The organism is Pseudomonas sp. FP2309 (assembly GCF_030687575.1).
GTDB lineage: Bacteria > Pseudomonadota > Gammaproteobacteria > Pseudomonadales > Pseudomonadaceae > Aquipseudomonas.
In genome coordinates, this window is record NZ_CP117439.1 from 2,441,696 (window position 1) to 2,454,593 (window position 12,898).

The window sequence follows — 12,898 nt, forward strand, 5'->3', positions numbered from 1 at the left end:
AGAACAACAAGATGTCCACTCACCTGTCCACCGATCAACTGCTGCATGCCTACACGGTGATGCGCACCATTCGTGAGTTTGAAGAGCGCCTGCACGTGGAATTCGCCACCGGCGAGATCCCCGGTTTCGTGCACTTGTACGCCGGCCAGGAAGCCAGCGCCGCCGGGGTCATGGCCCACCTCAACGATGATGATTGCATCGCCTCCAACCACCGTGGCCACGGCCACTGCATCGCCAAGGGCGTGGATGTGTTCGGCATGATGGCCGAGATCTACGGCAAAAAAACCGGCGTGTGCGGCGGCAAGGGCGGCTCCATGCACATCGCCGACCAGGAGAAAGGCATGCTCGGCGCCAACGGCATTGTCGGCGCCGGTGCACCGTTGGCAGCCGGCGCCGCACTGGCGGCCAAGCTCAAGGGCAGCCAGGGCGTGGCCGTGGCGTTTTTTGGCGACGGCGGCTCCAACGAGGGCGCGGTGTTCGAAGCGATGAACCTGGCCGCGATCATGAACCTGCCGTGCCTGTTCGTCGCCGAAAACAACGGCTATGCCGAAGCCACCGGCTCCGGTTGGTCGGTGGCCTGCAAGGACATCGCCGAGCGTGCCGTGGGGTTTGGCATGCCGGGGGTGATTGTCGATGGCAACGACTTCTTCGCCGTGCACCAGGCGCTGGGCGTGGCGGTGGCGCGGGCGCGCGAGGGCGCCGGGCCGACCTTGGTCGAGGTCAAGTTGAGCCGCTTCTACGGCCATTTTGAAGGCGATGCGCAAACCTATCGCGGCCCGGACGAAGTGAAGAACCTGCGCGAATCCCACGATTGCCTGGTGTTGTTCCGCCAGCGCTGCAGCGCCGAAGGCTGGTTGGACACCGCGCAGTTCGAGCGCATCGACGCCGAGGTGGTGCAGTTGATTGACGACGCCGTGCGCCTGGCCAAGTCCGATCCCAAGCCCCAAGCCGCCGACCTGCTCAGCGACGTCTATGTCGCCTACCGCGCATAACATTCATCTTCGGAGAGAATTCCATGGCTCGCAAAATCACTTATCAGCAGGCAATCAACGAAGCCCTGGCCCAGGAAATGCGTCGGGACCAGAGCGTGTTCATCATCGGCCAGGACGTGTCCGGCGGCACCGGTTCCCCCGGTGAACAAGACGCCTGGGGCGGCGTGCTCGGCGTGACCAAGGGCTTGTACCCGGAATTTCCCGAGCGCGTGCTCGATGCGCCGCTGTCCGAAGTCGGCTACGTGGGCATGGCGGTCGGCGCCGCTACGCGGGGCATGCGCCCGGTGTGCGAGTTGATGTTCGTCGACTTTATCGGCTGCTGCCTCGACCAGTTGCTCAACCAGGCCGCCAAGTTTCGCTACATGTTCGGCGGCAAGACCACCACGCCCCTGGTCGTGCGCGCCATGTACGGCGCCGGCCTGCGCGCCGCCGCCCAGCATTCGCAGATGCTCACCTCGATGTGGACGCACATCCCTGGCCTCAAGGTGGTATGCCCGGCCACGCCGTACGATGCCAAGGGCATGCTGATCCAGGCGATCCGCGACAACGACCCGGTGATCTTTCTCGAACACAAGATGCTCTACAGCCTGCAGGGCGAAGTGCCGGAGGAGCTCTACACCGTCCCTTTCGGCGAAGCCAATTTTGTCCGCGAAGGCCGCGACGTGACCCTGGTGACTTACGGGCGCATGGTGCACATCGCCCTGGAAGCCGCCGCCAATCTGGCCCGCCAGGGCATCGACTGTGAAGTGCTGGACCTGCGTACCACCAGCCCGCTGGACGAGGACAGCATCCTGGAAAGCGTGGAGAAAACCGGGCGTCTGGTGGTGATCGACGAGTCCAACCCACGCTGTTCCATCGCCACCGATATCAGCGCGCTGGTGGCGCAGCAGGGGTTTGCGTTTCTGCGCGCGCCGATTGAAATGGTCACCGCGCCGCACACGCCGGTGCCGTTCTCCGATGCGCTGGAAGACCTGTATATCCCCAACGCCGCGAAGATCGAAGCCGCCGTGCTGAAGATCGCCGACAAGAGGACTGCCGCATGATCCATACCTTGACCATGCCCAAGTGGGGGCTGTCGATGACCGAGGGCCGCATCGACGTCTGGCTCAAGCAGCCGGGTGACCGAGTGGAGAAGGGCGAGGAGGTGCTCGACGTCGAAACTGACAAGATCTCCAGCAGTGTCGAGGCACCGTTCAGCGGCGTCTTGCGCCGGGTGCTGGCGTTGAGCGACGAGACCTTGCCGGTGGGCGCGTTGCTCGGGATCGTGGTGGAGGGCGAAGCCACCGAGCAAGAGATTGATGCAGTGATCGACCGCTTCCAGGCCGGGTTTGTCTCCAGTGCGGCCGAGGCCGAAACCTCGGGGCCGAGCGCGCAGAAAGTCGAGGCAGGTGGGCGCTTGCTGCGCTATCTGGACCTCGGCGAAGGCGGCACGCCGCTGGTGCTGGTGCATGGTTTTGGCGGCGACTTGAATAACTGGCTGTTCAACCAACCGGCCCTGGCCGCCGAACGCCGGGTAATCGCCCTGGATTTACCGGGGCATGGTGAGTCGGGCAAGCAGTTGCAAACGGGTGACGCCCAGGAACTGAGCCAGGCGCTGCTGGCGCTGCTCGATCACCTCAAGCTCGACCGCGTGCACCTGGCCGGGCATTCCATGGGTGGGCTGGTGGCGCTGACGGTTGCCGACCAGGCCCCCGGTCGCGTTGCGTCGCTGACGCTGATCGCCAGCGCCGGCCTGGGGCCGGACATCAATGGCGATTACCTGCACGGGTTTGCCGAGGCCAATAACCGCAACGCGCTCAAACCGCAGTTGGTGCAGTTGTTCAGCGACCCGGCGCTGGTGACGCGCCAGATGCTGGAGGACATGCTCAAGTTCAAGCGGCTGGAAGGGGTGGATCAGGCGTTGCGGCAGCTCAATGCCAGGTTGTTTGACGGCGGCCGGCAGATGACGGACCTGCGCCATGTGGTCGGTCGACAGCCAAGCCTGGTGATCTGGGGCAGTGACGACGCAATCATCCCGGCCGGGCATGCCCAGGGGTTGGAAGCTCAGCTGGAAATATTGCCGGGGCAGGGGCATATGGTGCAGTTGGAAGCGGCGGACCAAGTCAACCAACTGATCGCAACCTTCCTCAACACTCAGCCCTGAAAATGCGCTCAATGGGGAGGGGCAAGCCCCTCCCGCATTGGCTTGCCTTTCACAGTGAGCGCTTCAACGTTTCGCTGGGCAGTTCCTTGAACAACGCGCGGTAGCTGTGTGAAAACCGCCCCAAATGCCAGAACGACCAATTCATCGCCACTTCGGCCACCGTCGCCCCGGCCGCATTCAACAATTCACGTCGCGCGCCGTTCAACCGGCGCAAGCGCAACCACTGCGCCGGGCTCATGCCGGTGTAGGTCTTGAAGCCTTGCTGTAACTGACGCAGCGGCACACCAGCGATCTGCGCCAGTTGCAGCAGGTTGACGGTTTCATCCGGCGCATCGGCGGCCCATTCACCGATGCGCGCCATCAACTGGCGTTCCGCGCTGCGCTTGTGCAAAGCGCTGCGATCCAGGCCTACGCAGGTGTTGTCGAGGATAAACAGGCAGTCGTCGAGCAGTTGCCGGGTGAGGGCGTCGCGGCTGATCGGGTCGGTGAGTGTCGCCAGGCGGGTCAGCGTGCCACTGAGCCAGCGCGTGAACAGCACGTTCTGTTGGCAGGTCAGCGGTGCCATGAACAGGCCTTCGAGCCTGTTCATCTCCAACCCATGGCGCTGCACGAATTGTGCGCCGAACACCACCGCCACTTCGCGGTAGTTCTCCGGGGTGATCCAGGTGTTGCGGCTCTCGCCATTGAGCAGGTACAGCGCGTTGTCGCTGCCATCGAAACAGAACGCCAACGCGCCCGGCGGTGCGTTGAAATGTTGCTCGACGCGGGTGTTCATGCATTCTTCGTACACCTGCACGCCTTGCAGGTCGAGGTAGCGGATCCGCCCGGCAAAATGCCCCGGTGACATCTGCTGGTACTGTTGCACCCAGCCCGGTGTCGCGCTGCATTGGGCGGCGACATCACCGGTGGAGAAGGCCTGTACGCGCAAAGCTGTTGCCTGTGTCATGGGGAACCTGGGCGCACTCTATTGGTGCGTTGTGGTTGGCGCAAAGTGGATAGATGGCGTGTGAAAGCTGGCTCAAGATAGACCTCAATGCGCCGCGAGTACAAGGCGGCGCAGCTCCCATCCCATGACGAGGTCCTTATGAACGCCCCCTTCGATCAGCTGTCCACCTGGCTGAAAGAACACAAGATTACCGAAGTCGAATGCGTGATCAGTGACTTGACTGGCATCGCACGCGGCAAGATTGCGCCCACCAATAAGTTCCTGCATGAGCGAGGCATGCGCCTGCCGGAAAGTGTGTTGCTGCAAACGGTAACCGGGGACTTTGTCGACGACGACATCTACTACGACCTGCTCGACCCGGCCGACATCGACATGGTCTGCCGTCCCGTATCCAACGCCACCTACGTGGTGCCGTGGGCCATCGAGCCCACCGCGATTGTGATCCACGACACCTTCGACAAGAGCGGCAACCCCATCGAGCTGTCGCCGCGCAACGTGCTGAAAAAAGTCTTGCAGCTTTACACCGACCGGGGCTGGCAGCCCGTCGTGGCGCCGGAAATGGAGTTCTACCTGACCCAGCGCTGCGAAGACCCGGACCTGCCGCTCAAGACCCCGGTGGGACGCTCCGGCCGAGCCGAAACCGGCCGTCAGTCGTTTTCCATCGACGCGGCCAACGAATTCGACCCGCTGTTCGAAGACGTCTACGACTGGTGCGAAGCCCAGGGTCTGGACCTCGACACGCTGATCCACGAAGACGGCCCGGCGCAGATGGAAATCAATTTTCGCCACGGTGACGCCCTGGACCTGGCCGACCAGATCACCGTGTTCAAACGCACCCTGCGCGAGGCCGCGCTCAAGCACAACGTGGCGGCCACCTTCATGGCCAAACCGGTGGCCGACGAACCGGGCAGCGCCATGCACCTGCACCAGAGCGTGGTGGACATCGCCACCGGAAAACCGGTGTTCGTCGATGCCGACGGCGCCATGAGCCCGCTGTTTTTGCACCACATCGGCGGTTTGCAGAAGTACATCCCCCTGCTGCTGCCAATGTTCGCGCCCAACGTCAATTCGTTCCGGCGCTTCTTGCCCGACACCTCGGCCCCGGTCAATGTGGAGTGGGGCGAAGAGAACCGCACCGTTGGCCTGCGCGTGCCCACCAGCAGCCCCGACGCCATGCGCGTGGAAAACCGCCTGCCGGGCGCCGATGCCAACCCTTATCTGGCGATTGCCGCGAGCCTGCTGTGCGGTTACCTGGGCATGATTGAGCGGATCGACCCCAGCGCGCCGGTGCAAGGCCGTGCCTATGAGCGCCGCAACCTGCGTTTGCCGCTGACCCTCGAAGATGCGCTGGCGCGCATGGAAGCGTGCGAAACGGTCAAGCGCTACCTGGGCGACAAATTCGTGCGCGGCTATGTGGCGGTCAAGCGTGCCGAGCATGAGAATTTCAAGCGGGTGATCAGTTCCTGGGAGCGTGAGTTCCTGCTGTTGAGCGTCTAAAAAAACCAATAAGGGGTGTCGATATGCGTCTTGTGAACAAGCTTCTCCCGCTGGCTCTGGTGGCCGCGTTCAGCAGCACCGGCCAAGCGGCACAAACGGTGAGTGTCTACAACTGGACCGACTATATCGGCGAGACCACCCTGGCTGATTTTCAGGCCAAAACGGGGATCAAGGTGATCTATGACGTGTTCGACTCCAACGAAACCCTGGAGGGCAAGTTGTTGGCGGGCCGCACCGGGTACGACGTGGTGGTGCCGTCCAACCACTTCCTGGCGCGTCAGGTGAAGGCCGGCGCGTTCCTCAAGCTTGACCGTGCGCAGTTGCCCAACTTCAAGAACCTCGATCCCAAGCTGCTCAAGCTGCTGGAGAAAAACGACCCGGGCAATGCGCACTCGGTACCGTACCTGTGGGGCACCAATGGCATCGGCTACAACGTCGACAAGGTCAAGCAGGTGCTGGGCATCGACCATATCGACTCGTGGGCGGTGTTGTTCGAGCCGCAAAACATCAAGAAGCTCAATCAATGCGGTGTGGCCTTCCTCGACTCGGCGGATGAGCTGTTCCCGGCGATCCTCAACTACATGGGCAAGGACCCGCGCAGCGAGAACCCCAAGGACTATCAGGAAGCCGAAGCCAAACTGCTGACCCTGCGCCCGTACATCACGTACTTCCATTCCTCCAAGTACATTTCGGACCTGGCCAACGGTGATATCTGCGTGGCGTTCGGCTATTCAGGCGATGTGTTCCAAGCCGCCAACCGGGCCAAGGAAGCCAAGAATGGGGTGAACATTGCGTACTCGATTCCCAAGGAAGGCTCCAACCTGTGGTTCGACCTGCTGGCGATTCCGGCTGACGCCGGCAATCCGAAACAGGCCCACGCGTTTATCAACTACCTGCTCGACCCCGAAGTGATCGCCAAGGTCAGCGCCTCGGTGGGTTACGCCAACGCCAACCCGGCGGCCAAGGCGTTCATGGACCCGGAACTGGTGAACAACCCTGAGGTGTACCCGCCTCAGGAGGTGCTCGACAAACTCTATATTTCCACCACGCCCACCCCGGCGACCATGCGCCTGATGACCCGCGCCTGGAGCAAAGTGAAGACCAATAAATGATGCCGTCCGACGACCACGTGCGCTCCTATTACCGGGCCACGGCCAATGCCATGCCGGAGCACCCTTGTCTGGGCGCCGACCTGACGGCTGACGTGTGTGTGATCGGTGGTGGTTTCACCGGCGTCAACACCGCCATCGAGTTGGCCCAGCGCGGGCTTTCGGTGGTGTTGCTGGAGGCCAGGCGCATCGGCTGGGGCGCCAGCGGGCGCAATGGCGGGCAACTGATTCGCGGCATTGGCCACGATGTGTCGGGGTTCGCCAGGTATGTGGGCGAGGAGGGCGTGGCCTATTTGCAGCGCGCCGGCATCGAGTCGGTGGCGCTGGTGGGCGAGCGTATTCGCGAACACGCAATTGACTGTGACCTGCGCTGGGGCTTTTGCGAGTTGGCCAATACGCCGGCGCAGTTCGCCGCATTCAAGGGTGAGCAGGAGCGCCTGGCGCGCCAGGGATACGCGCATCAAACCCGTCTGGTGGGGCCACGGGACATGTTGGACGTGGTGGATTCGACGCAGTATGCCGGTGGCCTGGTGGACATGGGCTCCGGGCACTTGCACCCGCTGAACCTGGTGCTCGGCGAGGCACGGGTAGCCGAGTCACTGGGGGTGCGGATCTTTGAGCACAGCCACGTGCTGGAGCTGATTCATGGCGAGACTGTGCAGGTTCGTTGTGCGGGCGGCACAGTCCGCGCCACCCATCTGGTGCTGGCCTGCAATGCGCATCTGGAAGAGCTCGAACCGCGCCTGAGCGGCAAGGTGCTTCCCGCGGGCAGCTACATCATCGCCACCGAGCCCTTGTCAGTGGGACTGGCCAACCAACTGATCCCGCAGAACCTGGCGTTGTGCGACCAGAAAGTCGGCCTGGATTACTACCGGTTGTCCGCCGACCGTCGCTTGCTGTTCGGCGGCGCCTGCCACTACTCGGGGCGTGATCCGGCGGACATCGCCGCGTATATGCAGCCCAAGTTGCTCAAGGTATTCCCGCAACTGGCAGACACCGCCATCGCGTTCCAGTGGGGCGGCATGATCGGCATCACCGCCAACCGTTTTGCGCAGGTGGGGCGCTTGAAGCAGTACCCGAATGTGTTCTACGCCCAGGGCTATTCGGGCCACGGCCTGAACGTGACCCATTGGTGCGCACGGCTGCTGGCCGAGGCGATTCATGCCGGGCACAGCCAGGGCCTGGATATCTTCAGCCAGGTGCCGCACATGACGTTTCCGGGGGGCAAAGCCTTGCGCTCGCCGCTGCTGGCGCTGGGCATGTTGTGGTACCGGTTGCGGGAAATGATGCATTGACGGGTTTTGCGTGGCAGGCTGAGCGAGATTTTCCTACGACTTTTGGAGATTTACCGTGCCAACAGCATCTGCAGTGATTGAAATCCCGGTCTCGGCCGACACCGTCTGGCAACTCGTCGGCGGCTTCAACAGCCTGCCGGATTGGCTGCCGCTGATCGCCACCAGCGAAGCGGGCGAAGGCGGTCGCGTACGTCACCTCAAGACCGCCGACGGCGGCGTGGTGGTGGAGCGTTTGCAGACCTTCGACAACGTGGCCCGCACCTATAGCTACACGATCGAGCAATCGCCGTTTCCGGTGAGCGCGTACCTGGCGACGTTGCAGGTGGAGGCGCTGACGGAATCGTCGGCGAAGGTCACGTGGTCCGGCGTATTCACCCCGTCGGCGGGTACTACGGATGCGCAGGCGGAGGTCTTGTTCGCCGGCGTTTACAGCGGTGGGCTCGAGGCGCTGCGCGCAAATTTCCCGGCCTGAGCCGATCTGACAGGCAATGCCGCACACCGGTGGGAGCAGGCCCTCCCACACGTTGCCCTCACTGGCTTTCGCGTTGGATGGCTCAGGCTTCGGGCATCAGTTGTTGGCGGCACTCCAGGATCAGGCGCGCGCCCCCTCGCGCGCTGGTACCCACCTCCAGCTTGAAGCCGTGCAAGTTGATGATCGCCGCGACAATCGACAGGCCCAGGCCGAAGCCACCTCGCTGGTCGCCTTCGTCCACGCGGTAAAAACGCCGGAACACGGCAGCGCGTTCTGCTGCCGGTATGCCAGGCCCGGAGTCGTGCACTTCGATGCGCGTGCTGCCGGCGTCATTGACACCGCGCAGAATCACTTCGCCACCCGGTGGGGTGAACTTGATCGAGTTGCTCAGCAGGTTAGCCAGGGCTTCGAACAGCAACGCGCGATCGCCGGTGATCCAGGGCAGGGAGTCGGGCGCGTCCAGCACCAGATGCAGTTCGCCTTCTTCGGCCAGGGGCAGGTAAAAGTCATGCAGCTCGCGCAGCAGCGGCAGCGGGTCCATCAGCAAAAAGCCCGAGCGGCGCTGGTGGTCTTCCAGTTCCGAGATGCGCAACAGCCCGCGAAAGCGCGCCATCAGCGTGTCGGTTTCGGCGATGGCGTCGTCCAGTTGCACGGCATGGGCCGAGTCGTGTTCGGCCTGCTGCTTGATGCGGTAAAGCTGCGCGCGCAAGCGGGTCAGCGGGGTGCGCAGGTCGTGGGCGATGTTGTCGCACACGCCTTTGACCTCGTTCATCAGCTTCTCTATGCGGTCGAGCATGGCGTTGACGATGGCCGCGAGCATATCCAGTTCGTCGCGTCGGTCCGACAGCGGCAAACGGTGGGTGAGGTCACCGGCGACGATGGCTTCGGCGCTGGCCTGGATCCCACGAATCCGCCGTAACGGACGGCGGCGCAGCAGGTGCCAGCCGGCGGCGCCGGGGATGATCGTCAGGGACAATGCCCAGAGCAGCGCATGCCAGATGATCCGCGTCACGCCGAACAGCGAACCGTTGGCCCGCACCAGCACCAGCCAGCGGCCGTCTTCGGTGTGGGTGGCCACGGCGTCGCAGCTGTCTTTGGGCAGTTTGGGGTCGTCGGAGTCGACGCAATTGGCCAGGGCGTGGATCTTGCCATCCAGCGGCAGGTCGGGGGGGACCGCGCGGATCGGCCCGCTCAAGGGGCGAAATTGCTCGTCGAACAGGCCGTAGGCGTCCACGCCTTTCATGTCGAAGGTCATGCTGGTGGTCAGCGCGTCGACCAATTCTTCACCGTCGAAGCGCTGGAACAAGTGCTGACGCTGCATCAGCGAATGGCGCGAGAGGTCGCTCAGGTAGCCCGACACCTCGTAATACAGCACCCCCATGAGGATGCAGCTCCAGGCCACGAACAGCGAACTGTACAGCGCCAGCAAGCGGCTGCTGGAAGAGCGCCAGCCCTTAGAGGGGTTCAGCAATGACATAACCCGAACCTCGTACCGTGCGGATCAACGGCGTGAGGCCCGGTGGATCGATTTTCTTGCGCAGACGACCGATGTGCACGTCGATCAGGTTGGTGCCCGGGTCGAAGTGATAACCCCAGACTTCCTCGAAGATCATCATCCGCGACAGGATCTGCCCGGTGTTGCGCATCAGGAATTCCAGCAGTTTGTATTCAGTGGGCAGCAGGGTCAGCGGCTGCTCGGCGCGACTGGCCTCGCGGCTGATCAGGTTCAGCTCCAGGTCGGCCACGCGCAGGGCGGTTTCGAACTCCTTGACCGTGCTTTTGCGGCGCAACAGCACTTCGACGCGGGCGGCCATTTCATCGGAGGCGAATGGCTTGGTCAGGTAGTCGTCGCCGCCGGCGCGCAGGCCGCGCACACGTTCGTCCACATCGGAGAGGGCGCTGATCATCAGGATCGGCGTCGACACGCCGATGGTGCGCAGGGTGGTGACGATGGCCAGGCCATCCAGTTCGGGCAGCATGCGGTCCAGGGTGATCAGGTCGTAATCACCACTCACAGCACGGACCAGGCCTTCGCGGCCGTTGTCCACCCAATCTACGTCCAGTCCATGGCTACTCAGCTCAGCGACGATCTCGCGGGCCGTTACGGCGTCATCCTCGATGGTCAAAATGCGGGTCATAGGAGTACCTGGTGAGCGATTCACACTAGAAGTGAGGGCATTTTGCCAAGAAATGGCTGAACGCTTCCTAAATAAAACTTCATGTTTCAGGCAGCCCGATGTTTTTCAGGGGAATGCATATCGCACGCCTGCGATGGGCGGGTGTTGCAACTTGCATGGAATGGGTAAGTTCAAAATATCTAACGTTTTGAAAAATAACGGTATTTATTTTTTGGCGACTGGCACGGTGCCTGCACTGTCCCTTTTGAGACTTGTAACACCATCTTTCCTGCCGGGAGTACGATAACAATGATCACATCCTCATCCACGCTGCAAGCGTCGAGCACGCACTCCGGGGTTTCCTGGGGGGCGATCTTTGCCGGGGCCGCTGCGGCGGCTGCACTGTCGCTGATTTTGGTGCTGCTGGGCTTCGGCCTGGGTTTTTCGGCGGTGTCGCCGTGGGCGGACAGCGGTATCAGCGCCAAAGGGCTGGGCATATCCACGATTATCTGGCTGGCGTTTACGCAGATCGTCGCCTCCGGTCTGGGCGGTTACATCGCCGGCCGTTTGCGGGTGAAGTGGGCGGGCATGCACGGCGATGAGGTGTATTTTCGCGACACGGCCCATGGCTTCCTGGCCTGGGCAGTGGCTACGCTGATCACCGCGGTATTGGTCGTCGGTTCGGTCAGCAGCGTCGTCAGTGGGGGTGTGAAAGCCGGTGCCAGTGTCGCGGCGGGCGCGGCCAGCGGTATGACGCAAGCGGCGGGCAGTGCGGCCAAAGGCGTCAACGGCGGCGACTTCGACTACTACGTCGACAGCCTGTTTCGCGATGACCGCCCCGTGGCGGTCAGCGATGACGCGGCCCATGGTGTGGTCGCGCGCATCTTCACCCGCACCCTGAGCAACGACGGCCAACTTGCCGCCGAAGACCGTGCCTACCTGGCGCAGTTGATCAGCCAGCGCACCAACCTCAGCCAGGCCGAGGCGCGTATCGACAAGGTCTACGGCGATGCCCGTAAAGCCGTCGAAGACGCCAAGCTCAAAGCCAAGCAAGCTGCGGATACAGCCGCCAAAGTCGCCGCCTATACCTCGCTGTGGACATTTGTTGCACTGCTGATCGGCGCCTTCTTCGCCAGTTTCGCCGCAACCTTCGGCGGTCGTCGTCGCGATGCCGTGGTGTACGTCGAGACCGAAACCTACGTTCGTTAATTCAAGGAGAACACCATGCGCTCATTACTTCTGTGGTTCCTCGGCGTGCCGATCCCGGTAATTATCCTGATCGCCATTTTCATGCATTGATACCGCGGCCATCTCGGTCCGATGCGGGAGGGGGGCAATCCCCCTCCCGCGTTTTATTTGCGGTAACCGAGCGTCAGTCGTCAAACCCCACCTGCTCGTGAATCTCATCCACCTTCAATTCCAACCGATAGGCCACGGCGATGAATAACGCCTGGCACAGGCACAGGGTGGCGCTCAACGAGCGGAAGGCGAACGATGACCCTTCGTTAACCAACAGCACCGCGTTGGCCCGCTTGGCCAGGGGCGAGAGGTTGCTGTCGGTGATGATCAGGGTCTTGGCCTGGTGGTGCTGGGCGATGCGCAGGCAGTGCTGGGTTTCTTTGCCGTAGGGCGTGAAGCTGATGGCGATCACCAGGTCATTGGCGCGCACGCTGCGCATCTGCTCGCGGTAGCTGCCGCCCAGGCCCGAGACCAGATGGATGCGTTTGTTGGTGTGCTGCAGGTTGTAGACCAGGTAGTCGGCCACCGCAAAGGAACGGCGTACGCCGACCACGTAGATATTGTCGGCGTTGACCACCAGGTCCACGGCTTTGTCGAATGCCACGTCATCCAGTTCCAGCCCCAGGCGCTCAATGCCCGACAGCGTCGCGTTGACACACTCGCGCGCCAGGTCCCCGCCGCTGGCCTTCTGCGATTTGTTGGCGATCATGCTGCGGATGCGTTGCTGATAGTTCTGCACCGGCGTGGTCTTGTGGGTGTAGGCCTCGCGAAACAACGCCTGCATCTCACTGAAACCACTGAAGCCAAAGCGTTGGGAGAACCGCACGATGGCCGAGGGGTGCACTTCGCATTCGCGGGCGATGTCGCTGATGCGGTCGACCATGATCCGGTCGCTTTGCTGGCTCATATAGCTGGCGATGCGTTTGAGTTGGCGCGGCAGGCTTTCGTATTCGTCGGTGATCAGCTGCAACAGGCGTTCGGCATTGATCGGAGGGCTGGCGAGCGGGGCTTCCAGTGTGGTCTCGGGATCGGTGCGGGACATGGGCAATCCTTCTGGCGTGTTCGTCTGATGCGCTGATGGGTGGCGC

The 12,898-nt window shown here is 62.7% G+C and carries 12 protein-coding genes; 8 read left to right on the forward strand and 4 right to left on the reverse strand.

Annotation, left to right across the window (positions count from 1 at the left end; genetic code table 11):
- Nucleotides 1–11 precede the first annotated feature (11 nt).
- Genes PSH59_RS11140 through PSH59_RS11150 form a run of 3 tightly spaced genes read left to right on the forward strand, consistent with a single transcriptional unit; the run spans nucleotide 12 to nucleotide 3,135 of the window.
- Nucleotides 12–992: a thiamine pyrophosphate-dependent dehydrogenase E1 component subunit alpha gene (locus PSH59_RS11140; protein ID WP_305395052.1), complete on the forward strand. Its 981-nt coding sequence runs from the start codon at nucleotides 12–14 to the stop codon at nucleotides 990–992.
- A 23-nt stretch (nucleotides 993–1,015) separates the two neighbouring features.
- Nucleotides 1,016–2,035, forward strand: coding sequence for an alpha-ketoacid dehydrogenase subunit beta (locus tag PSH59_RS11145; RefSeq protein ID WP_248082683.1), 1,020 nt, complete (start codon nucleotides 1,016–1,018; stop codon nucleotides 2,033–2,035).
- Nucleotides 2,032–3,135 (forward strand): acetoin dehydrogenase dihydrolipoyllysine-residue acetyltransferase subunit, encoded by a 1,104-nt coding sequence (locus tag PSH59_RS11150; RefSeq protein WP_305395053.1) that lies wholly within the window; start codon nucleotides 2,032–2,034, stop codon nucleotides 3,133–3,135. The genes PSH59_RS11145 and PSH59_RS11150 overlap by 4 nt, the downstream gene beginning before the upstream one ends.
- A gap of 49 nt (nucleotides 3,136–3,184) precedes the next feature.
- Here PSH59_RS11150 and PSH59_RS11155 read toward each other — a convergent pair whose 3' ends face one another.
- On the reverse strand, nucleotides 3,185–4,081 hold the full coding sequence (locus tag PSH59_RS11155; protein ID WP_248082679.1) for a helix-turn-helix domain-containing protein: 897 nt from the start codon (nucleotides 4,079–4,081) through the stop codon (nucleotides 3,185–3,187).
- Nucleotides 4,082–4,219: 138 nt separating this feature from the next.
- On the opposite strand from PSH59_RS11155, the gene PSH59_RS11160 reads away from it, so the two are divergent.
- From PSH59_RS11160 to PSH59_RS11175, 4 genes are read left to right on the forward strand one after another with little or no spacing between them, the layout of a single operon-like run.
- The gene (locus PSH59_RS11160; RefSeq protein WP_305395054.1) at nucleotides 4,220–5,578 is read left to right on the forward strand and encodes a glutamine synthetase family protein; all 1,359 of its coding nucleotides are present in this window, start codon (nucleotides 4,220–4,222) and stop codon (nucleotides 5,576–5,578) included.
- 23 nt (nucleotides 5,579–5,601) lie between these two features.
- Nucleotides 5,602–6,690 carry a polyamine ABC transporter substrate-binding protein gene (locus tag PSH59_RS11165; protein ID WP_248082676.1) on the forward strand — a complete coding sequence of 363 codons (1,089 nt, stop codon included), beginning with the start codon at nucleotides 5,602–5,604 and terminating at the stop codon, nucleotides 6,688–6,690.
- Nucleotides 6,687–7,982, forward strand: a complete 1,296-nt coding sequence (locus PSH59_RS11170; RefSeq protein WP_305395055.1) for an FAD-binding oxidoreductase — start codon at nucleotides 6,687–6,689, stop codon at nucleotides 7,980–7,982. The genes PSH59_RS11165 and PSH59_RS11170 overlap by 4 nt, the downstream gene beginning before the upstream one ends.
- A gap of 55 nt (nucleotides 7,983–8,037) precedes the next feature.
- Nucleotides 8,038–8,454: an SRPBCC family protein gene (locus PSH59_RS11175; RefSeq protein WP_248082674.1), complete on the forward strand. Its 417-nt coding sequence runs from the start codon at nucleotides 8,038–8,040 to the stop codon at nucleotides 8,452–8,454.
- Nucleotides 8,455–8,536: 82 nt separating this feature from the next.
- Here PSH59_RS11175 and PSH59_RS11180 read toward each other — a convergent pair whose 3' ends face one another.
- Entirely contained in the window at nucleotides 8,537–9,931 is a 1,395-nt protein-coding gene (locus PSH59_RS11180; protein ID WP_248082673.1) for a HAMP domain-containing sensor histidine kinase, read from the reverse strand.
- Nucleotides 9,909–10,592, reverse strand: coding sequence for a response regulator transcription factor (locus PSH59_RS11185; RefSeq protein WP_005787712.1), 684 nt, complete (start codon nucleotides 10,590–10,592; stop codon nucleotides 9,909–9,911). Before PSH59_RS11185 ends, PSH59_RS11180 begins: the two co-directional genes overlap by 23 nt.
- A gap of 288 nt (nucleotides 10,593–10,880) precedes the next feature.
- Here PSH59_RS11185 and PSH59_RS11190 point away from each other — a divergent pair, with 288 nt between their 5' ends.
- Entirely contained in the window at nucleotides 10,881–11,780 is a 900-nt protein-coding gene (locus PSH59_RS11190; protein WP_305395056.1) for a hypothetical protein, read from the forward strand.
- 163 nt (nucleotides 11,781–11,943) lie between these two features.
- Here the strand turns inward: PSH59_RS11190 and PSH59_RS11195 are convergent, their stop codons facing one another.
- Nucleotides 11,944–12,852 (reverse strand): MurR/RpiR family transcriptional regulator, encoded by a 909-nt coding sequence (locus PSH59_RS11195; protein ID WP_248082671.1) that lies wholly within the window; start codon nucleotides 12,850–12,852, stop codon nucleotides 11,944–11,946.
- Nucleotides 12,853–12,898 lie beyond the last annotated feature (46 nt).